28 protein-coding genes are annotated in these 22,063 nt (G+C 72.2%); 2 read left to right on the top strand and 26 right to left on the bottom strand.

The window, feature by feature from the left end:
- The first annotated feature begins 278 nt into the window (after positions 1-278).
- On the top strand, positions 279-647 hold the full coding sequence (locus KCQ71_RS12020; protein WP_223406162.1) for a hypothetical protein: 369 nt from the start codon (positions 279-281) through the stop codon (positions 645-647).
- A gap of 203 nt (positions 648-850) precedes the next feature.
- On the top strand, positions 851-1,060 hold the full coding sequence (locus KCQ71_RS12015; protein ID WP_223406160.1) for a hypothetical protein: 210 nt from the start codon (positions 851-853) through the stop codon (positions 1,058-1,060).
- 220 nt (positions 1,061-1,280) lie between these two features.
- Here KCQ71_RS12015 and KCQ71_RS12010 read toward each other — a convergent pair whose 3' ends face one another.
- From KCQ71_RS12010 to KCQ71_RS11885, 26 genes are all read right to left on the bottom strand, one after another.
- Positions 1,281-1,565, bottom strand: coding sequence for a hypothetical protein (locus KCQ71_RS12010; protein ID WP_223406158.1), 285 nt, complete (start codon positions 1,563-1,565; stop codon positions 1,281-1,283).
- Between the two features lie 15 nt (positions 1,566-1,580).
- On the bottom strand, positions 1,581-1,847 hold the full coding sequence (csrA, locus tag KCQ71_RS12005) for a carbon storage regulator CsrA (RefSeq protein ID WP_223406156.1): 267 nt from the start codon (positions 1,845-1,847) through the stop codon (positions 1,581-1,583).
- Positions 1,848-1,856: 9 nt separating this feature from the next.
- Complete coding sequence (locus tag KCQ71_RS12000) at positions 1,857-2,759, bottom strand: hypothetical protein (RefSeq protein ID WP_223406154.1); 903 nt, start codon at positions 2,757-2,759, stop codon at positions 1,857-1,859.
- A complete protein-coding gene (locus KCQ71_RS11995) occupies positions 2,731-4,785 on the bottom strand; it encodes a flagellar biosynthesis protein FlhA (protein WP_223406152.1) in 2,055 nt (684 codons plus the stop codon). Before KCQ71_RS11995 ends, KCQ71_RS12000 begins: the two co-directional genes overlap by 29 nt.
- A gap of 9 nt (positions 4,786-4,794) precedes the next feature.
- Entirely contained in the window at positions 4,795-5,991 is a 1,197-nt protein-coding gene (locus KCQ71_RS11990) for an EscU/YscU/HrcU family type III secretion system export apparatus switch protein (protein ID WP_223406150.1), read from the bottom strand.
- 1 nt (position 5,992) lies between these two features.
- Entirely contained in the window at positions 5,993-6,751 is a 759-nt protein-coding gene (locus tag KCQ71_RS11985) for a flagellar biosynthetic protein FliR (protein WP_223406148.1), read from the bottom strand.
- 1 nt (position 6,752) lies between these two features.
- On the bottom strand, positions 6,753-7,028 hold the full coding sequence (locus KCQ71_RS11980; RefSeq protein ID WP_223406146.1) for a flagellar biosynthetic protein FliQ: 276 nt from the start codon (positions 7,026-7,028) through the stop codon (positions 6,753-6,755).
- Position 7,029: 1 nt separating this feature from the next.
- Entirely contained in the window at positions 7,030-7,911 is an 882-nt protein-coding gene (gene fliP / locus KCQ71_RS11975; protein WP_223406144.1) for a flagellar type III secretion system pore protein FliP, read from the bottom strand.
- Positions 7,908-8,333 (bottom strand): flagellar biosynthetic protein FliO, encoded by a 426-nt coding sequence (gene fliO / locus KCQ71_RS11970; protein ID WP_223406142.1) that lies wholly within the window; start codon positions 8,331-8,333, stop codon positions 7,908-7,910. Before fliO ends, fliP begins: the two co-directional genes overlap by 4 nt.
- Positions 8,333-9,025 (bottom strand): flagellar motor switch protein FliN, encoded by a 693-nt coding sequence (gene fliN, locus KCQ71_RS11965; protein WP_223406140.1) that lies wholly within the window; start codon positions 9,023-9,025, stop codon positions 8,333-8,335. The genes fliO and fliN overlap by 1 nt, the downstream gene beginning before the upstream one ends.
- Positions 9,022-9,873, bottom strand: a complete 852-nt coding sequence (locus KCQ71_RS27625; protein ID WP_223406138.1) for a flagellar motor switch protein FliM — start codon at positions 9,871-9,873, stop codon at positions 9,022-9,024. Before KCQ71_RS27625 ends, fliN begins: the two co-directional genes overlap by 4 nt.
- 118 nt (positions 9,874-9,991) lie before the next feature.
- Positions 9,992-10,807, bottom strand: coding sequence for a flagellar motor protein MotB (locus KCQ71_RS11955; protein ID WP_223406136.1), 816 nt, complete (start codon positions 10,805-10,807; stop codon positions 9,992-9,994).
- Positions 10,804-11,571 carry a motility protein A gene (locus KCQ71_RS11950; RefSeq protein WP_223406134.1) on the bottom strand — a complete coding sequence of 256 codons (768 nt, stop codon included), beginning with the start codon at positions 11,569-11,571 and terminating at the stop codon, positions 10,804-10,806. The genes KCQ71_RS11955 and KCQ71_RS11950 overlap by 4 nt, the downstream gene beginning before the upstream one ends.
- Entirely contained in the window at positions 11,553-11,870 is a 318-nt protein-coding gene (locus KCQ71_RS11945) for a flagellar FlbD family protein (protein WP_223406132.1), read from the bottom strand. The genes KCQ71_RS11950 and KCQ71_RS11945 overlap by 19 nt, the downstream gene beginning before the upstream one ends.
- Positions 11,871-11,967: 97 nt before the next feature.
- Positions 11,968-13,143, bottom strand: coding sequence for a flagellar hook protein FlgE (locus KCQ71_RS11940; RefSeq protein ID WP_223406130.1), 1,176 nt, complete (start codon positions 13,141-13,143; stop codon positions 11,968-11,970).
- A gap of 34 nt (positions 13,144-13,177) precedes the next feature.
- The gene (locus KCQ71_RS11935) at positions 13,178-13,597 is read right to left on the bottom strand and encodes a flagellar hook assembly protein FlgD (protein WP_223406128.1); all 420 of its coding nucleotides are present in this window, start codon (positions 13,595-13,597) and stop codon (positions 13,178-13,180) included.
- Positions 13,598-13,612: 15 nt separating this feature from the next.
- Positions 13,613-14,743 carry a flagellar hook-length control protein FliK gene (locus tag KCQ71_RS27620; protein ID WP_308116632.1) on the bottom strand — a complete coding sequence of 377 codons (1,131 nt, stop codon included), beginning with the start codon at positions 14,741-14,743 and terminating at the stop codon, positions 13,613-13,615.
- 398 nt (positions 14,744-15,141) lie between these two features.
- Positions 15,142-15,867 (bottom strand): C40 family peptidase, encoded by a 726-nt coding sequence (locus KCQ71_RS11925; protein WP_223406126.1) that lies wholly within the window; start codon positions 15,865-15,867, stop codon positions 15,142-15,144.
- A complete protein-coding gene (locus KCQ71_RS11920; RefSeq protein WP_223406124.1) occupies positions 15,864-16,292 on the bottom strand; it encodes a flagellar FliJ family protein in 429 nt (142 codons plus the stop codon). Before KCQ71_RS11920 ends, KCQ71_RS11925 begins: the two co-directional genes overlap by 4 nt.
- Positions 16,289-17,620 (bottom strand): FliI/YscN family ATPase, encoded by a 1,332-nt coding sequence (locus KCQ71_RS11915; RefSeq protein ID WP_223406122.1) that lies wholly within the window; start codon positions 17,618-17,620, stop codon positions 16,289-16,291. The genes KCQ71_RS11920 and KCQ71_RS11915 overlap by 4 nt, the downstream gene beginning before the upstream one ends.
- A complete protein-coding gene (locus KCQ71_RS11910) occupies positions 17,617-18,231 on the bottom strand; it encodes a FliH/SctL family protein (RefSeq protein WP_223406120.1) in 615 nt (204 codons plus the stop codon). Before KCQ71_RS11910 ends, KCQ71_RS11915 begins: the two co-directional genes overlap by 4 nt.
- On the bottom strand, positions 18,221-19,240 hold the full coding sequence (gene fliG, locus KCQ71_RS11905) for a flagellar motor switch protein FliG (protein WP_223406118.1): 1,020 nt from the start codon (positions 19,238-19,240) through the stop codon (positions 18,221-18,223). Before fliG ends, KCQ71_RS11910 begins: the two co-directional genes overlap by 11 nt.
- Positions 19,237-20,829, bottom strand: coding sequence for a flagellar basal-body MS-ring/collar protein FliF (fliF, locus tag KCQ71_RS11900; RefSeq protein WP_223406116.1), 1,593 nt, complete (start codon positions 20,827-20,829; stop codon positions 19,237-19,239). Before fliF ends, fliG begins: the two co-directional genes overlap by 4 nt.
- Positions 20,829-21,143, bottom strand: coding sequence for a flagellar hook-basal body complex protein FliE (fliE, locus tag KCQ71_RS11895; protein WP_223406114.1), 315 nt, complete (start codon positions 21,141-21,143; stop codon positions 20,829-20,831). The genes fliF and fliE overlap by 1 nt, the downstream gene beginning before the upstream one ends.
- Complete coding sequence (locus KCQ71_RS11890) at positions 21,143-21,532, bottom strand: flagellar basal body rod protein FlgC (protein WP_223406112.1); 390 nt, start codon at positions 21,530-21,532, stop codon at positions 21,143-21,145. The genes fliE and KCQ71_RS11890 overlap by 1 nt, the downstream gene beginning before the upstream one ends.
- A complete protein-coding gene (locus KCQ71_RS11885; protein ID WP_223406110.1) occupies positions 21,529-21,873 on the bottom strand; it encodes a flagellar basal body rod protein FlgB in 345 nt (114 codons plus the stop codon). The genes KCQ71_RS11890 and KCQ71_RS11885 overlap by 4 nt, the downstream gene beginning before the upstream one ends.
- Positions 21,874-22,063: the final 190 nt, after the last annotated feature.

Here is a 22,063-nt window from a genome sequence, read left to right as displayed (position 1 = left end):
CCGTGTCTGGAGTCCGCGTATGACGTGAGCCACACGCCTGGCCCGGCGCCACGGTGGTCTGACGCTCCGTCAGACGTCCTGCGCCCGACGTGCGTCGGCCGCGACCTGACTTTGCCCTGAGATGACGGGGGTCGGAGCCAGGTGTCGATGATCCGTTGCCGGTTCGTTTGTCTAGTCATCCGTGGGGACGATAGAGTACTGGGTGCGGATACGCCGCCCTCGGTTCACGCGGGGGTGCGTCAGGTACACCAGCAAGGGGCCAGGTGAAGGCGCAATTCATGAATGAGACGCCAGCGGCGGACGCCGCCACGGTAGAGGCCCTTCCGGGCGAGTTCGAGCAGTTGCCGATGCGATACGGCGGCGCTCCCATCGCGCCCGATGAGGCGCTCGCGGTCGCCAGGCGGATCGCCCGGGTGCAGATGTCCCACGGCCGCAAGGGCGCCACGGTGCCGGACGAACTGCCGCCGGCGGATGCGCTCCTCGTGCCGTGGGCATGCCGACTGCCGCCACGCCTGCTCGCGTTCGTGCGAGCCAAGGCGGACATGGAGGGCGTGACGGTCACCGACGTGGTCACCCAGGCGCTCCAGGCGTACGCCAACTCCTCGCCCGGCGCGCAGGTCGCGTACAAGGCGCCGCGGCAACGCTGACGTCACGGGCGACGAGCCCGCGCAGAACCCACGAGCCCTCGCATCGAACCCGGTGCGAGGGCTCTTCTGCGACCGGCCGGACCGAAGGTCACAGAACGGTCACAGAAAGTATTGCGGGTTGTTGACGGTTCGAGCCGGTTCCAGCGAATGTGTGTCTTGCGCGGCCGGGGAGGGTCGCCTGTCATGGCGTGGAGGGTGGAAGGATGTCCGTAGTTGCGGAGGTGTGTGACCGTGCCGATTGGCGTGTCACGCAGTCACCGGCGGTTGCCGAAGCGGTCGAGCTTGAGGACTGGCTCGCCGGACTCGCGGGGGACGCGAGGCTGTTCGGAGCCGATGCACTCGGCTCGCTGGAGTTCGATGGCCCGGTGGACGGCTTCGCCGCGGAACTGATCGCCTGGCACGGCGCGTTCTGATCGCCGCACCCGGCCTGCGCGTCTCGAGGGCCGCGCCCGCCGCTCTGCCACCTGAGGGCAGCGCCCGACCCTGCCCGTCCTGAGGGCCTCGCCCGACCCTGCGGGCCGCAGGCTACTCAGCCCACCCGTCTGCGTCGGTTGCCGATCCCCACCACGGGATCGGTCGCGCCTACGTGGTCGGCTGCTGGGCCCACCCCGCTCGGTCGTCCGGGTGGCCGGCTCAGCTCACCCGCGTGGTCGTCTGCGCCGGCGGCAGCACCGACTCGCGCCACCACCGCCATTCCGGCTCGTAGGCCAGCGGGTGTCCTGGTTCGATGCCGTCGGCGCGATCGGCCGCCGCGTGCTCCGCGTCCACGATGTCTGCCAGGAGTTCCTTCTGCGCCAGGGTCAGGCCTTGAACGTCGTAGGGGTCCAGCCCGACCGCCATCGCGGCGATGAGCGCCTGAAGCGCGCTGGGCCGGCTCAGGTCCGCACTGGACCCGGGCTGCGGTGCGAGGTGTGCCATGTCCACTCTGTTCGTCTAGACGTCGTCTGAAGCTTGTGCGATGCTTGCCGCGCCCGCGGGTGCGAGCAGTGCGCGGATCCGGTCCTCGTCTGCCGCGGAGGCGTGTGCTGCGGAGACATTGGCGGCCGAGACGGCCTCGACTACCTCTGCCCGGTGAACCGTCACGGACCGTGGTGCATCGATGCCGATCCGGACATCGCCGCCGCGCACCTCGATGAGAGTGATCGTGATGTCGTTGCCGATGACGATCTGCTCGCCGGCCTTCCGCGTGAGTACAAGCACGTGGCAACCCTACTCCAATGTATAGACATGGGCGAGTCCTGAGGAGGAATCCGCCACTGCTGTGCCGTCCACCCAGCCGATCGGCACCTCGAGTTCGGTGACCGTCTCCGGAGTGGCGGTGGCGCCCGCGCCCTCCACGGCGACGGCATCGATCACCATGGCCGCGCGTACGTCCCGCACGTACCGGGCGGTGTCGTCCACCTTGCGGCCGGCGTCTACCACGAGCCACACCTGATCGGCGGCGAGGGCGCGGACCGTGGCCGCGTGGGTCTCCGGTTCGGTGCCGTGACGGCCCAGGCCGACCACGATCACGGCGGCATGGCCGCCCTCCACTCCCGAGGCGCGCGCCCGGGTCGCGCGGTTGCGTGCCTCCAGCGGTGGGATCGGCTCCCGATCGAGGCTTCCCGAGCGCAGCAGATCGGACGCGTGGAGCCCGAGCGCGCCGAGCATGGTGGCGCCGACCTCGAGCGCCGCTCGCTCCGGCCCAACGACCAGCACCAGATCCCCGGGGCCGCGCAGCAGCCGCGGAGCCAGCGGCGGGCCGACCGTGCTCATCGGGCGGACCGTGCCGATCGGGTCGAGCGGGCCGGCCTCGTCCTCGGCCTCCTGCGTGAGCGCGTCGAGGAGATCCGCGAACCGCCGCGACTCGGTCGATACCGGCGCCCCTCGCATCGACTCCTCCTCGGCCTCGGCCGAGGCGAGCAACGCGGCCAGGCCACCGGCCTGCGGGCCGGACGGGACGCCGTCGGGCAGTTCCAGGACCAACTCGAAGTGCTGCCGGGCGAGGAAGCCCGCGATGCCGCCCACCCGCACCCGTTCCGCGGACACGATCCTGGCCCGCGGAAACTGGCGCCGGGCCTGCGCCCGCAGGTCCTCGAGGTGCTCACCCTCCAGTCGTAAGCGTCGCTGCACCACGCACCACCCCCACCGTCTCGATCGGCACCGCCGCCGAGGTCACCTCGCCGTAGGACAGGACCGCTGCCTTCGGGGTCCGGGCGGCCACCAGGCGTCGGACGGCTGGTCGCAGTTGGGGCGCACACACGAGCACGGCCTCGGTTCCGGTTGCCTCCAGGGTCGCGATCTCGGTGCCGATGGAGGTGAGCGCGGCGTCGATCTGCACGGGGTCGAGCAGGATCTGGCTGCCGTCCTCACCAGGGCGCAGCCCTTCCAGCATCGCCTGCTCCAGGGTCGGGTCGATGGTGACGACCCGCAGGACGCCGTCGGCGGTGTGCCGGGCCACCAGTGCGGGGGCCACGGCGGCCCGCGCCGCCTCGACCAGCTGCTCCGGGTCGGTGTTCGCCCTGGCGCGCAGCGTCAGCGCCTCGAGGATCCGGGTGAGGTCGTTGATCGGTGCCTGCTCGACGAGCAGCCCCTGCAGGACCTGCTGCACCTGCGCCAGGGACAGCACGCCCGGCACGAGTTCGTCGACCGCCGACGGGCTGACCGCGCGGACGGACTCGACCAGGACGCGGACGTCCTCGCGGGTGAGCAACCGGTCGGCGTGGGCCGTGACGAGCGCGGACAGGTGAGTCACCAGCACCGAGACCCGGTCGATGACGGTGGCCCCGGCCAGCTCGGCGGCGTGCTGCATCTCGACGGGGATCCACTTGCCGGCGAGGCCGAACACCGGCTCGACGATCGGGGTACCCGGCAGCGATCCGAGATCCTCTCCGAGGGCGAGCACCTTCCCGGCCGGGGCGTGCCCGCGACCCACCTCGACCCCGGCGATCCGGACCACGTACGTGGCGGCCGGGAGCTCGAGGCTGTCCCGGGTGCGGACCGGCGGGATCACGACGCCGAGCTCCATCGCGATCTTGCGGCGCAGCGCCTTGACGCGGGCGAGCAGGTCGTCGGCGGTGCCGGAGACCAGGTCCACCAGGTCGGGGGCGAGCATGATCTCCAGGGCATGTACCCGCATCGCGTCGATCAGGTCCTCGGTCTCGTCCCTGGGGGCACCCTGCGTCACGGCCTCGGCCCGCGCGGTCTCGCGTGTGGTCACCTCCTCCCGCGCCTTGATCCGCTGAGCAGCGAGCAGGAGCACGCCGCCGATCAGGACGAACGGGAGTTTCGGCATGCCCGGGATGATCGCCAGCGCGATGGCGGCGCCGCCGGCGATCATCAGGGCCGAGCGCGACTGCGTGAGCTGGGCGCCGGCAGCGGTGCCCATATCCGTCTCGGCGTTCGAACGGGTCACGATGAGGCCGGTCGCGACCGCCATCAGCAGGGCCGGGATCTGGGAGACCAGACCGTCGCCGATGGTGAGCAGGGAGTAGGTCTGGAGGGCGTCCGTCGCGGACATGCCGCGCTGCAGCATGCCCATCGCGAAGCCACCGATGAGGTTGATGAAGATGATGATGATGCCGGCGATGGCGTCGCCCTTGACGAACTTGGACCCGCCGTCCATGGCCCCGTAGAAATCGGCCTCCGCGGCCACCTCGCTACGCCGTGCACGCGCCTGTTCGTCCGTGATCAGCCCGGCGTTCAGGTCCGCGTCGATGGCCATCTGCTTGCCGGGCATCGCATCCAGGGTGAACCGGGCGCCGACCTCGGCGACCCGTTCGGCGCCCTTGGTGATCACCACGAACTGGATGACGACGAGGATGCAGAAGATCACCGCGCCGATGATCATCGAGCCGCCCACCACGATGTGGCCGAACGTCTCGATGATCGCGCCCGCGTAGCCGTCCCGCAGCACGAGCCGGGTGGAGGCGACGTTGAGGCCCAGCCGCAGCAGTGTCGCCACGAGCAGCAGGGACGGGAACACGGAGAAGTCCAGGGGCTTCTTCGCGTACATCGCGGTGAGCAGGATCACCAGCGCGCCGACGATGTTCACGACGAACAGCACGTCCAGCAGGGCCGCGGGCACCGGGACGACGAGCAGGAGCACGATCGCCACGACGAACATCGGGACGACCAGGCGGGCGTAGTTGCGGTTCATCGCACTCTCCTAGGCGGGCAGTGACTGGGTGGGGGCGGCCGGGCTGTGGGTCGGCTGGGGGATCCGGGTGGTTCGGCCCCGGGCGCCGGGCGCCCGTGGCCGGGCGGGCGCGGCGGGTCGTGCCGCAGGCACCGTGTGCACGGCTCCGGGTGGTGCCGAACCGCGCCGCTTCAGGGCCATCACGAACGCGAGGATCGCGGCCACGGAGTCGTACAGCTCGACCGGGATCTCCTCGCCGAGGCGGCACGCGGCGTGCAGCGCCCGGGCGAGCGGGACGTCCGCGACCAGAGGGACGCCGTCGGCCGCGGCCTGCTCCCGGATCCGGGTGGCGACGTGACCCGAGCCCTTGGCCACCACCCGCGGCGCCGACCGGCCGGGCTCGTAGCGCAGCGCGACGGCGACGTGCGTCGGGTTCACCAGCACGACGTCCGCGTCGGCGATCGCGGCGATCATCCGGTTCCTCGACGTGGCGAGCTGCCGGGACCGGATCGCGCCCTTGATCAGCGGGTCGCCGTCGCTCTGTTTGTTCTCGTCCTTGACCTCGCGCTTGGTCATCCGGGTCTTCTTCCGGTTGCGCCGGATGATGATGAAGACGTCGAGGGCGGCCAGCACGAGGCCGGCGGCCACCGCCGCGCGCAGCAGCGAGGTGACCCCGCCGCCGGCCGCGCCGAGCAGCGCGGACAGGGACAGCCCACCGGAGGAGAGCAGCACCGGCATCAGGGACTGCACCGCGCCGACCAGAACCACCGCGACGACCGCCGTCTTCAGGGCGGCCTTCACGCCGTTCCACAACGCCTGGGGACCGAACGTGCGCTTGAGGCCGGCGACCGGGTCGAGGCTCTGCGCCGACACCTTGAACTTCTTCCGGTGGATCCCGCCCTGCCCGACGGCGCCCGCCACCGCCGCGATGATGGTCGCCCCGAGCACGGGGACGAGCGTGGGCAGCACGGTGCCCAGGCCCTCGCTCAGGGCCGCCACGGCCACGGCGGGATCGGGTGCGGCGATGATGCGCTCGACGGCGCCCATCTGGTCCCGGGCGGCCTCGGCGCCCAAAGTGAGCGTCCAGGGCAGGACGAGGGCGCCGGCGCCGGCGCCCAGCCACGCGGACAGGTCCTGGGACTTGGCGAGGGAACCGTCGCCGCGGACCTCCTTCATCCGCTTGTCGGTGGCCTTCTCGGACCGTTCCTGCCCACCGGACTCGGCCATCTCAGCCCACCCCCACGAGCAGGTCGGTGACCTGGTCCGTCAGCGAGGCGACGATCCGGGGCAGGGCCAGGAACGCCGTCGCCGCCAGGGACACGGTGAGCAGGATCTTGACCGGGAAGCCGAGTGCGAACGCGTTCAGGGCGGGCGCGACCCGGGTGAGCAGGCCGAGCCCGGCATCGGCGAGGAAGAGGACCACGATCATCGGGCCTGCAATCTGCAGGGCCGCGACGAACATCTGGGTCACCGCGGTGGTCAGTGCGGCGGCCGGGTCGGCGGCCGGCCAGGCCTCGCCGAGCGGCAGCGCGGTGAAGGTGCGGACCAGGCCGGCCAGGATCAGCTGGTAGCCGTCTGAGGCGAACAGCAGCACGATCGCGGCGAACTGGTAGAGGCGGGCGAAGGGTGCGGCCGAGACCTGCAGTCCCGGGTCGAACGCCTGCGCCATCTGGAATCCGCCGAAGAGGTCGATCAGCCCGCCGGCCGACTGCACTGCGGCGAACACCACCGCGACGAGCGTGCCCAGACCGGCCCCGATGAACAGCTGCGACACCAGGCTGAGCAGGAACGCCGGCAGGTCCCCGGTGACGTAGCCGGCCGTGACCACGGGGGACACCGCGAGGGCGAGCCCGACGGCGAGCATCGCCTTGATCCGGGCAGGCACTCCCCGGTGCGCGAACGGTGGGGCGATGAACAGGAACGCGGTCACCCGCACAGTCGCGAGCAGCACCGCTTCCAGCCAGCCCTGATCCAGGTCGATCCCCACGTCACCCTCCGCCCAGGAGCCCGGGTATCGAGTCGAACAGGCCCGTGGTGAAGGTGGTCAGCTCGGCGATCATCCAGTGCCCGCAGACCAGCAGGGCGACCGAAACGGCGGCGGCCTTGGGCACGAAGGAGAGCGTGATCTCCTGGATCTGCGTCATCGACTGCAGCAGGGAGATCCCGAACCCGACCACCAGGGCGGTGACCAGGATCGGGAAGCAGAGTTTCGCGGCGAGGACGAGAGCGTCCACCGCGATGTCCAGGACGGCCGAGGTATCCATGTCAGGCCACCTGGTATGAGGACACCAGGGCCGTGATGATCAGGCCCCAGCCGTCCACGAGGATGAACAGCAGGAGCTTGAACGGCAGCGAGATCATGACCGGCGGCAGCATCATCATGCCCATGCTCATCAGGGCCGCGGAGGTGACCAGGTCGATGATCAGGAACGGGACGAAGATGACGAACGCGATGATGAAGGCGGCCCGCAGTTCCGAGATCATGAACGCCGGTACGAGCGTGGTGAGCGGCACCATCGCGGTGGTCTCCGGGTTCTCGGAACCGGCGGCCCGGGTCATCAGCGCGAGGTCCTCCTCGCGGGTGTGGGCCAGCATGAAGTCGCGCAGTGGGCCCGAGCCGAGGTCGAAGGCGTCGCTGACCAGGATGTCCCCGGCGAGGTAGGGCTGCAGCGCGATCTCGTTGATCTCGCTCAGCACCGGCGCCATGATGAACAGGGACAGGAACAGCGCCAGGCCGGCCAGCACCTGGTTCGGCGGCACGGTGGTCAGCCCGAGCGCGTTCCGGGTCATCGCCAGGACCACGAAGATCTTCGTGAACGACGTCATCATGAGCAGCAGCGACGGCGCGACGGCCAGCACCGTGACCGCGAGCAGCGTGACGATCGCGCCGTTCGGCGCGTCGTTCGGGCCGTTGATGGACACCGAGACGCCGCCGGAGGGATCGCTCGTGTCGTCGGGACCGCTCGGGCCGGCTGGGCCGGCGGGCGCCGTGGGCACGGTCGGGTCCGCGGGTTCGGCAGTGTCGGCGTGCGCGGTGCCGGCGAACAGCACCGACACCAGCACGATCAACGTGACGACGGCCAACAGGATCAGGACGAGCCTGCGCACCCGAGCGGCGCCGCTCACCGCGTCGGCGGCGGCACTCACGCGGCCCGGTTCCTTCCGGTGACCGCCGCGGCGGCCGCCTTCCAGGTGCCGGCGTCCAGCAGGGAGCCCCCTGCCCAACCCTTCGCCGGCTCGAGGGCGTTCACCGGCAGCAGGGTGGGCTCGTCGGTGGTGGCGTCGTCGGCGGCGCGGGCCAGGGATGCCTCGAACACCGGCTGCGCGGGTGCGTCGGTGGTGTGCAGGACGCTGACCTGGTGCTCGGTGACGCCGAGCAGGAATCGGCTGCCGGCGGCCTCCAGCAGGACCACCTGGGCCTTGCCGCCCAGGTTCTGGCGGGCCACGACCTCCAACTCGCCATGGCGCCGGGTCCGGGCCCGGCCGAGGCGACGCTGGGCGAACCACATCAGACCCAGCACACAGGCCAGGGAGAGGGCCACCCGCAGGGCCAGCAGCAGGGAGTCCATCAGTGCGCCTCGGTCGCGTCCAGGATCTGGGTGACCCGGATCGCGTAGTCCTGGTCGACCACCACGACCTCACCGTGTGCGATCAGCCGGCCGTTCAGGAGCAGATCGGCCGGGGCACCGGCGGAGCGGTCGAGCTCGATGACACCACCGGGCTCCAGGTCCAGCACGTCCCGCACGCTCATCCGGGTGCGGCCGATCTCCACGGTGAGGGTCATCTCCACGTCGTTGATCCGGCCGATGCGACCCGGGCGTGCGCTCGCCGCGTCCACGGTGCCCTGGCGGGCGGCCTGGCGCGCGTTCGGACGGAGCCGGATCGCGAACCAGCCGAGCGTCCGCCCGTCCGGGGCGTTCAGGTCGTACACCGCGACGTCCGGCGTGGCGAGCAGGTCGGCGGCATCGCCCTCGGTGACGTCCGAGAGGATCCCGGCACCGAGGGTGGCGGTCGCGGCTTCGAGCGCGGGGCGCAGCACGTCCGCACCGGAGACCACGCCGTCGGTGGGCAGGTCGTCGGTGAGGACGAGGGCCACGTCCGCGGAGGTGGCCCCCACGAACGAGGCCAGGTACGCGGTGGCGGCGCCGTCGGCAGCGAGGTCGTCGGGCCGGATCTCGACCCCGGACACGGGCATCGGCAGCAGCGCGGTCAGGGCCGCGGCGGCGTCGAGGGTGGCGGTGGGGGCGGTGGTGGTGCTCATCGGTCGGACTCCTCGGTGGTGACGATGACGCAGGCCAACCGGGAACCGGTGGACCCGACGGCGGCGGTGGCGAGCACCCGATCGTCGACGGCGACGTCCAGGGGACGAGTTCGGGGGTGGGAAACTGAGATCAGATCGCCGACGGCGAGGTCGAGGATCTGCGCCGGCCGCACCGGCACGGGCGCGAGCCGGACGGACACCTCCAGGGGCACCAGCTCCAGCGCTCCGGCGATCAGGTCGCCGGAGTCCGCCCCGACGCTCGGGACGGACCCGCCGAGCTGCGGCAGCAGGACCGCGGACGGCAACGCCAGCGTGGCCGGGCAGCTGCGGTCCCCGAACGTGACCGTGAACGCGGCCACGACCATCGGTTCGTTCGGCCCGGCGGCCTGGGCGAACTGGGCGTTGAAGCGGAGCGAGCGCACCACCGGGGCGACGTTGAGCAGATCGCCGAGCGAGTACCTGAGGTCCTCGACGGCGTCGCTCATCAGCCGGCGCACGAGGTTCTGTTCCAGGGCGGTCAACTCCCGCTCGGCGTCGGGAGCCTGCTCCGCGGTGGCGCCGAGCATGTGCCCGATCCAGGTGAGCGCCGCACCGACCGGGAACTGGATCACCGCGCGCGGCGCCTCGTCGGGCAGTTCGAGGAGCACCATCGTGGTCAGCGCGGGCAGGGCGGCGGTGTAGTCGTCGTAGGTCTGCAGACGGACCTGGTCGAGTTCGACACGGCACCGCACCCGGACCTTGGCGGTGAGCTGCGTCCCCCACTGGCGGGCGAACGTCTCGAATGCCAGCTCCAGGATCCGCGACTGCTCCCTTGCCAGCGCCGTGGGGCGTCGGAAGTCATACGCCACGGGTTCGCATGCTGTGGGCGAGGGGGCGTCTGCGCGCGTATCTACGGCTGTCACACCGCTGACTGTCGTCGACGACGCCGCCGATGTAAGCGAATCGTGTATAGACGTTGGTGGATGTTCAGGATTCCTGGGACAGCAACTCCGGCAGCAACTGGCGCACGGACTCCGGCGCGTCCGAGAGCACCACGATGTCGACCCGGCGGTTCATCGCCAGGGCGTCGGGGTCGGAGCCGTCCGCGAGGGGGCGGGAGTCGCCGAACCCGACGGCCGCGATCCGCTCCGGACCGATGCCACCGGTTCCGATCAGGTGCCGGACCACCTGGGTGGCGCGACCGGAGGACAGCTCCCAGTTGGTCGGGAACGGGTAGGTGCCGGTGCGGTGATCGGCGTGCCCCTCCACCGAGACGCTGTACCCGGAGGCCACGACGGCGGGGGTGACCGCGTCCAGGACCTGCACGGCCCGGGTGGTCAGCTCGGCACGGTTGGGCTCGAAGAACATCTCGGAGGTGACCAGGCCGATGGTCAGACCCCGTTCGTCCAGGGTGAGACGGGCGGCCCCCTCGAGCCCGTGGGCGGCGAGCGCGGCCGCGACCTCGTCCCGGAGCTGCTCCAACGATGCCAGTTCCAGCGCGGCCCGCTCGGAGTCGGTCTCCGGCTGCGCCGAGGACGCCGGGTCGGGCATCGCCTCGGGCGGGACCACCACGCCCTCGGTGACGTCGAGCCGGCCGAGGTCGGTCTGACCGAAGCCCGAGGACAGCGCGTTCCGCAGCTCGTCGTACTTGCCCTGGTCCACGCTGGAGATCGCGAACATCACGATGAACAGCGCCATCAGGACAGTGATCATGTCCGAGTAGGAGACCAGCCAGCGTTCGTCGCCGCCCTCCTCGCCGTGGACGGCGTGGCCGCGCCTGGTGCGGCCGCGGGCGCGGCTCATGCCGCCTTCTCCTGCGGGAGGTCGTCCGGGACGAGCGCACGGAGCCGTTCGTCCAGGGCGCGGGTCTGGAGCCCGCCCTGCACGGCGAGCGCGCCCTCGATGACGAGGGTCATCCGGTCGCACTCGAGATCGGACAGACGCTTGAGCCGGTTCGAGATCGGCAGCCAGAGGAAGTTCGCGGTCATCACACCCCAGAGGGTCGCCACGAACGCTGCCGCGATCGACGGCCCCAGGGTGGCCGGCTCGGACAGGTACTCGAGCACGTGCACCAGCGACACGACGGTCCCGATGATGCCGATGGTGGGCGCATAGCCCCCCATGTCGGAGTAGAACTTGGCGACCTGCCGGTCCCGGCCGGACTTGGTGTCCAGCTTGTCCTCGAGGAGCTGACGCAGTTCCTCGGAGTCCATGCCGTCCACGATCGCCTGGAACGCCTCCCGCAGGAACGAGTCGTCGACCTCCTCGAGCATGCTCTCCATCGAGAGCAGCCCGTCGTTGCGAGCCTTCTCGGACAGTTCCACCAGCGTGGTGATCGTCTGCGCCGGGGGCACCGGCTTGCCCCGGAACGCCTGGCCTGCACCCTTCAGGGCGCGGCCGGCGTCCGCGAGCGTGCCCCCGGCGATCGCCACACAGACGGTGGCACCCACCACGAGCAGGATCGGTGCCGGCAGCAGCACCGAGGTGAGGTTCGCACCCTCCAGCGTGATCATGCCCACCAGGGCACCGAACGCGAGGAGGATGCCGATCAGCGTTGCGGGGTCCACGTCGGATCCTCCTTGGTGCGGGGTCGCAGGTCCACGGGAGCCGACGGGCCCGCGGCTACGGCGGGTGGCACCAGCCCGAACAGCGTCCGGTCGGTGGTGACGGGGAGGTCTCGTGCGCGGGAGACGACCGCGGCGCGGAACTCGATGATCCGGTCCAGGACCACGTCGAGCGGCTCGGCGACCACGTGCTTGGAACCGTCCACCAGGATGAGCGTGGTGTCCGGGGTGGCGTGCATGCGTTCGACCAGGTCCGGGTTGATCGCGAAGGCGGTGCCGTTCAGGCGCGTGAGGATGATCATGGGCTTGTCCTAGCTGCGGGCATGGCCCGATCGGGCCTCGGTGTGCACTGTCGGCCGGTGGGCTGGTCGGGTAAGGCCTGGTCACAGGCCGAGGCGATCAGCGCTTGAGGTTGACGAGCTCCTCGAGGACCTGGTCGGACGTGGTGATGATCCGCGAGTTCGCCTGGAAGCCGCGCTGGGCCACGATCAGGTTCGTGAACTCCTGGGACAGGTCCACGTTGGACATCTCCACGGCGCCGCCGATGAGCTGCCCGAGACCGTTCGACGCCGCGGTGCCGACCTCGGCGGCCCCGGAGTTGGCGGAGGCCCGATAGAGCGAGCCGCCGGCCTTCTCCAGGCCGGCCGGGTTCGTGAAGCCGGCCAGGGCGATGCGGCCGATGGCCTCCTTCACGCCGTTGGAGAACGATCCGATCAGGGTGCCGTCGGGGGACAGCGTGAACGACTCGAGCTCGCCCACGCCGCGGCCGTCCACGTCGGTGACCTCGACCGAGCTGAGCTCCGCGTAGCCGGTCACGCCGGCCAGATCCACGCTGACCCCGCCGACGGTGAGGGCACCGCCGCCGGTGAGCCGGCCGTCGGTGAACGTCAGTGCCTGCGCGGGTGCGGTGGCTGCGCCGTCGGACCCGGCGACCGTCCAGCCACCGGCGGTGGAGAACTCGAACGTGAGGGACAGCCGGCGGGTGCCGCCGAGCGCGTCGTAGACCTCGACGTCCCGGACCAGCTGGGTCCCGTCCTCGGCATCGGCCGGGAGGTTGCCGCCCACGGTGGCCGTGGTGGTGGCCTCGGCGGACGCGAGGGCCCCGACCGGGAGGGTGATGTCGGTGAGCGGGCCGGTCGGGTTGACCTGGCCGTTCACGGCGGCCCAGCCACGCACGAACGAACCGTCCGTCGTGACGAGCCGGCCCGCGCCGTCGAAGTCGAAGGCACCGGCTCGGGTGTACAGGGTCTCGTTGCCCTTGCGGACCACGAAGAACCCGTCGCCGGCGATCATCATGTCGGAGGCTCGCCCGGTGGACTGGGCCGCGCCCTGGGTGAAGGTGGTGGAGATGCCGGCCACCTGGACACCGAGACCGATCTGGGCCGGGTTCGTGCCGCCGGCACCGGCCTGCGGGCCGGCGGAATTCTGCACCATCTGGGACAGCGTGTCCTGGAACCGGATCGTGCCCGCCTTGAAACCGGTGGTGTTCACGTTGGCGATGTTGTTGCCGGTGACGTCCAGCATCTGCTGGTGGGCGCGCAGCCCGGTGATTCCGGAGGTGAGTGAGCGCAGCATGGGTCTGCCTTTCGGTTGTCGATGAGGTGGTGGGTCAGGCGTCGGTGGTGGCGGTGACGCCGCTGAGGGCGTCGAGGGTCACGCGTTCGGTGCCGATGGTCACGGTCGGCACCTGGTCGGCGTACGAGACGGCGCTCGCGATCCCGGTGTGGGTCGCGCCGTCTGCGTCGGCGTAGCTGACCTCGCGGCCGAGCAGCTCGGCGGCCGCGGAGCGCATCTGCAGGGAGAAGGACTCCTCGGTCAGGCGCGCCAGCGCGGTGAGCTGCTCCATGCTGGCCAGCTGCGTGGTCTGCGCGATCATCTGGGTGGTGTCCATCGGCGAGGACGGGTCCTGGTTGCGCAACTGGGTGACCAGGAGTTCCAGGAACACCTCGGAGTCGAGGGTCTGCTTCGGTGCGGTCGGGGTGAGGGGCTCCTGCGCGGCGGTGGCGGCACCGACCGGGGGGATGGGCATGGGGTCTCCTTCTGTTCAGAGCAGGACGTCGAGTACAGCGGCTCCGCCGGGGCGACCGGGCGCGTGGCCGGACTCCGACGAGCGTGGGCCGTGGCCGAAGCCGGGAGCCTGGATCGAACCGGGGACGGGTCCGCGATGCCGGGCGTCCTCACCGTCGGGCCCGGTCCTGGCGCCCGTGCCCGGGTGGTGCCCGGGGCCGGCATCCAGGTCGAGCGTGGCGTTCAGGCCGCTGGCCGCGAGGTCACGGCGCAGGTCCGGAAGGATCGCTCGCAGCGCCTCGCGGCCGGCGTCCGGTGTCTGGAGCTCGATCCGGATGCCGTCCGCGCCGATGTGCGCCCGGACGGCGATCGGCCCGAGGTGGTCCGGGGTGACGTTGATCGTGAGCGTGTGCTGCCCTGCTGGTGTCGAGCGCAGGGTGAGTAGGCCGTCGAGCAGCTGCGCCGTCGCCGGCCATGGCGACGCGGACGGCCCGACGGCGGGGGGCGCCATCGCGGTCACGGGCACGGTGGGCGCTGGTGCGGTCAGGGGCGCCGTCAAGGTGGGGGTCGGCGAAGCGTCCCGGCCGGCGGTGGGTGCGGCGCCGGCGGTGGGAGCGGCGCCGCCATCGGCACCGGCAGATGCCCATGGGCCCAGACCCGCGGTCGCCGGAACCGACGGGGTTCCCGGGGCCGCGGCGGGCTGACCGGCGGTCGAGTTCGACGAGGTGGCGCCGGTGCCTGCAAGGCCCGGTTCCGCGGCGTTGGTCGGTGGGCTGGCGGCGCCGGCCGTGGTGACGATGGCCGGTCCGGTGGCGGCGCCCACGGCGCCGGTTGCGCCGTCGGTGCCGGTGGCGATCGCTGTGCCCATGACGCCCGTGCCGCCCGTGACGCCCGGGGGGCCCGGGGCGCCGGGCGTGCCCGCGGCTGGGTGGGGACCGGCCGTCGCCGAGCCTGCCATGGCGGAGAGTGCGCCGGTCGACCCGGCGGACCCGGCCGGTTCGCCTCCCGCGCTCGGGGCGAGCACCGCGGCGTCGGGGTTCATCGGGGTTCCGAGGCCCACGCCGGTGGCAACGCCGTCCATCGCGGCCGCCACGACGCCGGGGGCACCCGAGGTCTCCGGCGTCGTCCCGAGCGCCGCGTCGCCGGGCACCGCTGCCGGAATCGGCACGATCGGAGCCGGAGCCGGAGCCGGAGCCGGAGCCGGAGCCGGTGCCGGTGTCGGGTCGGCCGGTGTCGCCCCGAGCCCGGTGGTCGCGTTCGTCCCGGGTCCGGGGTCGGTGGGCTCGGCCCGGTGACCGGGACGGTCGGGAGCGGTCTCGGTTGGGCCGGACCGGGCCGGGTTCGTCCGCGACCCGGGCCCGGCCGAGCCGCGGGACCCGGCGCCACCACCAATGCCGTCCGGGGACCGGTCGCTCGGTCGGGTGTTCCGGGATTCGTACGGTGTCGCGGTGTGCGCGGACAAGACGTCCTGGAACGCCGGCCCGGACCGGTCGGTCCGTGGCTGGGTCGGAACCGTTCCGGCCGACGGTCCGAGTGATCGGGGCGGCGCGGGGAATGTCGGTGCGCTCATCGTGAGCCCGCCGTCACCACGTCGCGGGCAGCCGCGGTGGCCAGGTCCTGCCCGCCGGTCGGCAGCACGCGCCGGATCGAGGTGATGTCCGCATCGGTCTCGAACATGTCCCGGATCTGGACGTCCTGCCCGGGCCGCGGGGCGTGCAGCACCTGGTTGTCGCCGAGGTAGATCATCACGTGCCCGCCGCCGCGGGTGATGATCAGGTCACCGGGCCGGGCCTCGGCGAGCGAGGCCACCTCGGTGCCGATCGTCATCTGCGCCCGGGCGGTGCGGGGCACGTCCACGCCGAGATCCTTCATGGCGAGCTGCACCAGGCCGGAGCAGTCCAGACCGCCCTCCGCGAGTGACTCCCCGCCCCAGACGTAGGGGGTGCCGAGGTACTTCCGGGCCGCCGTGACGAGGTCGGCGCCGGTGGCGCTGCCGGCGGCGACGGCCGTCCCGCTGGCGCTGGCCCGCGCCGCCGGCACTGTCGGGACCGCCGCAGTCGACCCGGTCCCGCCGGCCTGCGCGGTGGCGAGCGCCGCGGCGAACAGGGGCCGATCGGCGTCGGCGGTCGCGCCGGCGAGCCCGCCCGCCGACGTGGCGTCCGTCGCCCGAGCGGTCGCCGGTGGGGCGGCGGTCGCGGACGTGGACGTGGCGGGCGCCTGGATCGTCGCGGTGAGCTGCGCCATCGTCTGCTCGATCTGCCCGATCCGGGCGGAGATCATCGCGATCGTCATCGGTCCGGTCCTTTGCCCGACCGGGCCCACGCCTGCCCTGCGGTCTCGTCCAGCGCGCCCTGCTCGGCGCGCAGTTCCTCGAGCGTCACGCCCGCGGCGTGACGTTCCTCGAGCTTCTCCAGTGACGTCGTCGCGGCGCGCGCGTCGTGGTGTGCGGCGCGGGCGTCCTCGACGTCGCTCGCGGACCCTGCCTCGCTGGCGCGCAGCTCCGCGAGGAGGCCGCGCGCCGAGGCGCGCGCCGCGACGAGTGCCACCAGGGTGGCGCGGTCCTCGACCTCCACCGGGCTCCCGGCCAGGACGCCGGCGAGGCGTTCGGTGCGCCGGACGTCCTCCCGGTGGCGTCGGTTCGCGCGGGCCAGGTCACCGGCCCGCTGGTCTTGCTGCAGACGGCGCACCCGGAGGAGGCCGGCAAGGGGGAAGGTCATCGGGCGCCTCCCAGCGCTCGGGCGAGCCCGGCGAGCCGGGCCCACGAATCATCGGCCGGGGCGGCCTCGGACAGCTCCTGGAGCAGGAACGCGTCGATCTGGCCGGCGTGTTCGAGGGCGGCATCCACGAGCGGGTTCGCGCCGCGCTGATAGGCACCCACGTCCAGCAGGTCACGCGCGGCCGCACGGGCGGCGAGCACCCGGCGCAGGGTGGTGGCGTCGGCACGTTGCTGCGGCGACGTCACCCGGTTCGCGAGCCGGCTTATCGAGGCGAGCGCGTCCACCGAGGGGAAATGCCCGGCCACGGCGAGCTTGCGGTCGAGCACCACGTGCCCGTCGAGGATGGACCGGGCCGAGTCCGCGATGGGCTCGTTGTGGTCGTCACCGTCGACGAGCACCGTGTAGATGCCCGTCACGGACCCCCGTGCCGCGGTCCCGGCACGCTCCAATAGCTCGGCCAGCACGGAGAAGGTCGACGGCGGGTAGCCACGGGTGGCCGGTGGCTCGCCGACGGAGAGCCCGATCTCCCGCTGCGCCATGGCGACCCGGGTCAGGGAGTCCATCATCAGCATCACGTGTGCGCCGCCTTCCCGGAACGACTCGGCGATCCGGGTCGCCACGAACGCGGCGCGCAGCCGCACCAGCGCCGGCTCGTCGGAGGTGGCCACGACCACCACGGATCGCGCCAGACCCTCCGGACCGAGGTCGTCCTCGAGGAACTCCCGGACCTCACGGCCGCGTTCACCGACCAGCGCGATCACGGAGACCTCGGCCTCGGTCCCGCGGGCCACCATGGACAGCAGCGAGGACTTCCCGACGCCGGAGCCGGCGAACAGCCCGAGACGCTGACCGCGCCCGACGCTGGTCAGGGTGTCCAGGACGCGGACCCCCAGGGTCAGCGGCTCGGCCACCCGGGCGCGATCGAGCGGCGCGGGCGCCGAGTTCGCGACAGGCACGTGGTGCACGTCGGACAGCGGTCCCCGGCCGTCGATCGGCCGGCCCAGTCCGTCCAGGACCCGGCCGAACAGTCCCGCACCGGTGGGCACCAGAATCCCGGTCCCGCGCGAACGCGCGGGTGCGCCGGCGACCAGGCCGGTCATCCGCCCGAGCGGCATGCACCGCACCCCCGCGGAGGTGGCCGCGACCACCTCGGCGTGCACCGCCGTCGGGCCCTCGCCCACGGTGACCAGCTCTCCGATGGGTACCTCCAGCCCGGCGATCTCCAGGCCGAGACCGACGGCACTGGTGACGACGCCGACCCGCTCCGGCCGTGCGGCCCGAAGCGCACGGGCGAAGCGGGCCGGGTGGGGCCGCAGGGTCGCGGTCATGACGGAGCCTGCGTGAGGGCGGCGCGGGCGCGCCCGAGCGCCGCGCGGATGCCGGCGTCGAGGAAGCCGGCGTCGAGGTCCACCATCGCGTCCCCGCGGGTGATCGCGGGGTCGGCGACCAGTTCGACCGGCGCCGGTGCCCCGGCGAGGGTCGCGACGTCGTCGGGGTGCATCCGGACGGTGCGCACCACCTCGTGCCGCACCCCGGCCAGGGCTCTGGTCAGGGCGGCGCGGGCGCTCGTGTCGCCGTCGGCGAGTTCGATGCCGAGCACGGCCTCGGCGAGGTCGACGGCGGCGGTCGCCAGCTGGTCCTGGGCCTCCAGCAGGGTCGTGGTCTCGCGGGCATCGAGGTGTGCCGCGGCGGCGGACAGTGCCGCCACGGCGTCGGCGGTGGCGGCGCGCCGTTCGGCGGCCTGCCGTTCGTGGTCGGTCTCCAGTTCGGCGAGCCGCTCGGCGAGCGTGGCCCGGGCGGCGCGCAGGCCGGCGGCGTACCCGGCTGCGTGCCCGCGGCGTTGCGCCTGCTCCTGGCCGCGTGGGTCCGGGCTCGCCCCGGTGGCGGGGAACACCGCAGGCGCGAACGCGGCCGGCACCCGACCTGAGTCAGTCGACATAGCGGTCCTCCGAGCCACGCACGACCACGAGGTCGCCGCTCGCTTCGAGGCTCCGCATCGCCAGCACCACCTCGGCACGGGCGTCCTCGACCTGGGAGGCCCGCAGCCGCACCGGGCGGGCGGACTCCTCCTCGAGGATCTCCCGGTTCCGGGCGGAGATGTTGGCGGTGATCTTGTCCGTGATCGCCGATGCCGCGCCGCGGAGCGCGATCGCGAGGGTGGCCGGGTCGATCCCGCGCAGCACCTGCTGCATGTCCAGGTCCGCCACGTGCACCACGTCCGCGAACGTCAGCAGCCGGGCCCGGACCTCCTCGGCGAGTTCGGGGTCGAGCCGGTCGAGCCCTTCGAGCACGGCGGTCTCGATGCGCTTGTCGGCCCGGTTGATGATCTCCACCAGCGGCGCCACCCCGCCGACGGTGTCCGCCGGCTCGCGGGACGAGGCCGCGGCACCCGCGCGCTGCTTGAGGGCCTCGGCGATGATCGAGACCGCCTCGGGCGACGGCGGCCCCATGGTGGCGATGCGCCGGGCGAGCTGGGGTCGCAGGTGGTCGGGGAGCGCGGCGAGCGCACCCGAGGCGCGCTCGGGGCGCAGATGCGCGAGCACCAACGCGATCGTCTGCGGGTGTTCGCCCTCGAACAGTTGGAGGAGGTGCGGATCCTCGACGGTCTCCAGGAACTCGAACTGCTGGCCCGCCATGGTCGACTCCACCCGGGACATGACCCCGGCCGCCCGCTCGGAACCGAACGAGGCCTCCAACAGGCCCGTCGCCACGTCCTTGCCACCGCGGGAGCGGAACCGGCCGGTGATCGTGGAGTCGTGGAGCTCGGAGATGACCGCGTCGGCGACCGCGGGGTCCACCCGGCGCAACCGGACGATCTCCGCGGTGATCTCCTCGGCCTCGGCCTCGGAGAACTGCTGCATCACCTTGGCGGCGCGCTCGGTGTCCAGCTGCATGAGCAGCAGGGCCGCCTTCTGCACACCGGTCAACGCCGTATCGGTCACGCTCATACCGGACGCCGTTCGTCCATCAGGTCACGCAGCGCCTCGGCCATACGCTCCGGATCGTGCTCGGCGATGGCGTCGAGCTCGGCGCGCTTGCGCAGCAGGTCCTCCGGCCCGTTGTCGAGGAACGGCGGCGGTGGCAGCTCCAACCGCGGCTCGGGCTCGGCCAGCAGCTCCGGCCGCGCGTTCTCGTCCTCGATCGTCTCGATGGTGGCCGGGCCCAGGTCTATCGCCTTCCTGTCCTGGCGGCGGTTACGGCGTGCGTAGATCACGAGCGCGATGATGATGGCGGCCAGGACCCCGGCGATGATCATCGCGGTGCGGGTGAGGTCCGCGCGCTGCTGCGCCGCCTCGGCGGCGGTCGCCGCGGCGAGCGCGTCCTGCGCCTCCTGCGCGGAGGAGGTGTCGAACTGCACCGGGGTGACGGTGACCTGGTCGCCGCGCGCGGTGTCCACCCCCGCGGCGGTGGCCACCAGCGCGGACAGTTCGGCCATGTCCACGGGCGCCGCGGCTGAGGTGTCCACAGCCACCGACACGGACTGGCGGACCAGGGTGCCGGCCGGGATCGACGTCGTCTGCGTCACCGAGTTGAGTGCGTTGTCGCGCACCTCCGACTCCGAGCTGTAATCCCCGCCGTCGCCCTCGGCGTCGGGGACGGCGATGTTGTCCGGTCCGAGGACGCCGGCGCCGGTTCCCGCGGACCCGGTGTAGGTCTCGGTGGTGCTTGAGGTCGAGTGCGCGGGCGTCCCCTCCGGGGTGGTGAAGCTCTCCTCGAGCCGCTCGGCCGATTCGGTGGAGACCTGCGCCGCCACGACCACCGTCGAGTTCCCGGCACCGAGCACCTGGTCGAGCATGGCCTGGACCTGCGCGCGGACCCGTTCCTCGTGGTCGCTCGCCTGCTGGTCCGGGGTACCGGTGGCGCCCTGCCCGACGGCGGAGAGGACCCGTCCGGTCGCGTCGATCACGGCGACGTCCGTGGGGGACATCCCATCGATGGACGCCGACGTGAGGTGCACGATGGCCTGCACCTGGTCGGAGTTGAGCGAGACGCCTTCCTCGGTCTCGATGAACACGGACGCGGTCGGGTTCGTGGTCTGGGAGACGAACACCGTCTCCTCCGGGATGGCCAGCCGCACCGAGGCGGTCCGGACGCCGGTCATGGCGCCGATGGTCGCGGCCAGCTCGCCCTCGATGGCGCGCTGGTAGGTGACCTCCTGCTGGAACTCGCTGGTCGTCACGCCCATGTCGTCGAGTAGCGAGTAGCCGCCGGTGGACGAGCTCGGCAGCCCCGCGGCCGCCGCCTGCAGGCGCTGGTCGTACACGGCGTCCTCGGGGACGAGCACCGTGGAGCCGCCGTCGGTGAGCTGGTACTCGACGCCGTTGGTGCGCAACTGATCCACGATCGTGTTCGCGTCCGAGGGTGACAGGCCGGAGAACAGGGGTGCGAAGGACGGGCGGGTGAGCCAGGAGGAGAGCGCGATCGTGCCGAGGACCAGCACGGCGATCCCGATCAGCGCCAGCGTGCGCTGGGCGATGCTGAACGAGCGGACCGACTCCATGAGCCGGCCGAACCAGGAGGTCAGGGTCGCCGCCATCAGGCCTGCATCCTCATGATCTCGTTGAACGCGTCGACGCCCTTGTTCCGGATGGTGGCGACGAGTTCGAGGGTGACCTGGGCGCGGGTGGCGGCCAGGGTGGCCTGGTGGATGTCGGTGAGGTCACCGCTGACCGCCTTGATGGCGAGTTCGTCCGAGGTGCCCTGCAGCGCCTGCAGGTCCTCGAGGGCGCCGGTCAGCGCCGTGCCGAACCCGTCCGTCCCGGTGGTCGGGGCGGCTCGATCGACGCCGGCGAGGCCGGTGCCCGCGGTCGGGAGCGCGGCGCCGAGCGCGCCGATGGCTTCGATGGGCATCAGTTTCGTCCGATCTGGAGGGCGGCGGTGTAGGTGTCCTTGGCCCGGTCGACGACGGCGGCCGAGGCCTGGTAGCCACGCTGGGCGAGGATGAGCTGCGACATCTGGGCGGCCATGTCGATGTCCGGGTAGCGCACGTACCCTGCGTCGTCGGCGAGCGGATGGTCCGGTTCGTGCACGAGCCGGCCCTCGGCGTCCCCGTACGCCGCGCCCTGCACGTACACGCCACCCTCCTCGCCTGCGGTGGCGAGCACGTACCGGGCCCGGAACGCCTCGCCGTCGGTGCTGGTCACCGTGTTGACGTTGGCGATGTTGTCGCTGATGGCATCCAGCCACTTGCGGTGCACGGTCAGCCCGGTGCCGGCCACACCGATCGCGTCGAAGGTCATGAGTTCGTCCGCATCGCCGTGCGCAGCGCGGTGAACGGGCCGTCGGCCGCACGCGCCGCGAACTGGAACCGCAGCACCGTGTCGACGTTGGAGAGCGTCTCGGTGTCGAGGTTGACGTTGTTGCCGTCGAGCCGGGTGGGCTCGAGGGAGCGTTGCTCGGTGGCGTCGGCGCGCCCGTCGCCCGCGGCCACGGACCGGGTGATGGCGTCCTCGAACGCGACCCGGCGGGCGGTGTAGTTCGGGGTGTTCACATTCGCGATGTTCGAGGCGATGGCACGCTGTCGCGCGGACAGGCCATCCAGGGCGCTCGAGATCGCGAGCGCGGTCACGGATTCCAGCACGAGGACACTCACCTAGCGTCGAGACTGCGGTGGCCGATCCGTGGCCGAGGGGGTGAGCGATCCGTGCTCACTCCCCTCTCTCGGCAGCAGCGCGCCGACGGTAAGGGATTGTGCGCCCCGAATGTATAGACACCGACGGTGGTCGACACGGTGTCGTCACCGAGGGCCGGTCGTCTGCGTCTTGACGCGG

It is taken from the genome of Occultella gossypii, from assembly GCF_019947135.1.
Taxonomy (GTDB): domain Bacteria; phylum Actinomycetota; class Actinomycetes; order Actinomycetales; family Beutenbergiaceae; genus Occultella; species Occultella gossypii.
This window is presented reverse-complemented; position numbering and strand designations above follow the sequence as displayed.

Coding starts and splice junctions, on each gene's coding strand:
- fliO (WP_223406142.1), bottom strand. CDS start 8,333: ATGGACTCCCTGCTGCTGGCCCTGCGGGTGGCCCTCTCCCTGGCCTGT.
- KCQ71_RS11910 (WP_223406120.1), bottom strand. CDS start 18,231: ATGTCGACTGACTCAGGTCGGGTGCCGGCCGCGTTCGCGCCTGCGGTG.
- KCQ71_RS12015 (WP_223406160.1), top strand. CDS start 851: ATGTCCGTAGTTGCGGAGGTGTGTGACCGTGCCGATTGGCGTGTCACG.
- KCQ71_RS11890 (WP_223406112.1), bottom strand. CDS start 21,532: ATGACCTTCGACGCGATCGGTGTGGCCGGCACCGGGCTGACCGTGCAC.
- KCQ71_RS11920 (WP_223406124.1), bottom strand. CDS start 16,292: ATGACCTTCCCCCTTGCCGGCCTCCTCCGGGTGCGCCGTCTGCAGCAA.
- KCQ71_RS12010 (WP_223406158.1), bottom strand. CDS start 1,565: ATGGCACACCTCGCACCGCAGCCCGGGTCCAGTGCGGACCTGAGCCGG.
- fliF (WP_223406116.1), bottom strand. CDS start 20,829: ATGGCGGCGACCCTGACCTCCTGGTTCGGCCGGCTCATGGAGTCGGTC.
- KCQ71_RS11980 (WP_223406146.1), bottom strand. CDS start 7,028: ATGGATACCTCGGCCGTCCTGGACATCGCGGTGGACGCTCTCGTCCTC.
- KCQ71_RS11945 (WP_223406132.1), bottom strand. CDS start 11,870: ATGATCATCCTCACGCGCCTGAACGGCACCGCCTTCGCGATCAACCCG.
- KCQ71_RS11915 (WP_223406122.1), bottom strand. CDS start 17,620: ATGACCGCGACCCTGCGGCCCCACCCGGCCCGCTTCGCCCGTGCGCTT.
- KCQ71_RS11990 (WP_223406150.1), bottom strand. CDS start 5,991: ATGGCCGAGTCCGGTGGGCAGGAACGGTCCGAGAAGGCCACCGACAAG.
- KCQ71_RS12020 (WP_223406162.1), top strand. CDS start 279: ATGAATGAGACGCCAGCGGCGGACGCCGCCACGGTAGAGGCCCTTCCG.
- fliE (WP_223406114.1), bottom strand. CDS start 21,143: ATGCCCATCGAAGCCATCGGCGCGCTCGGCGCCGCGCTCCCGACCGCG.
- KCQ71_RS11925 (WP_223406126.1), bottom strand. CDS start 15,867: ATGACGATCGCGATGATCTCCGCCCGGATCGGGCAGATCGAGCAGACG.
- KCQ71_RS11940 (WP_223406130.1), bottom strand. CDS start 13,143: ATGCTGCGCTCACTCACCTCCGGAATCACCGGGCTGCGCGCCCACCAG.
- fliN (WP_223406140.1), bottom strand. CDS start 9,025: ATGAGCACCACCACCGCCCCCACCGCCACCCTCGACGCCGCCGCGGCC.
- fliG (WP_223406118.1), bottom strand. CDS start 19,240: ATGAGCGTGACCGATACGGCGTTGACCGGTGTGCAGAAGGCGGCCCTG.
- KCQ71_RS11955 (WP_223406136.1), bottom strand. CDS start 10,807: ATGAGCCGCGCCCGCGGCCGCACCAGGCGCGGCCACGCCGTCCACGGC.
- KCQ71_RS11935 (WP_223406128.1), bottom strand. CDS start 13,597: ATGCCCATCCCCCCGGTCGGTGCCGCCACCGCCGCGCAGGAGCCCCTC.
- KCQ71_RS11995 (WP_223406152.1), bottom strand. CDS start 4,785: ATGAACCGCAACTACGCCCGCCTGGTCGTCCCGATGTTCGTCGTGGCG.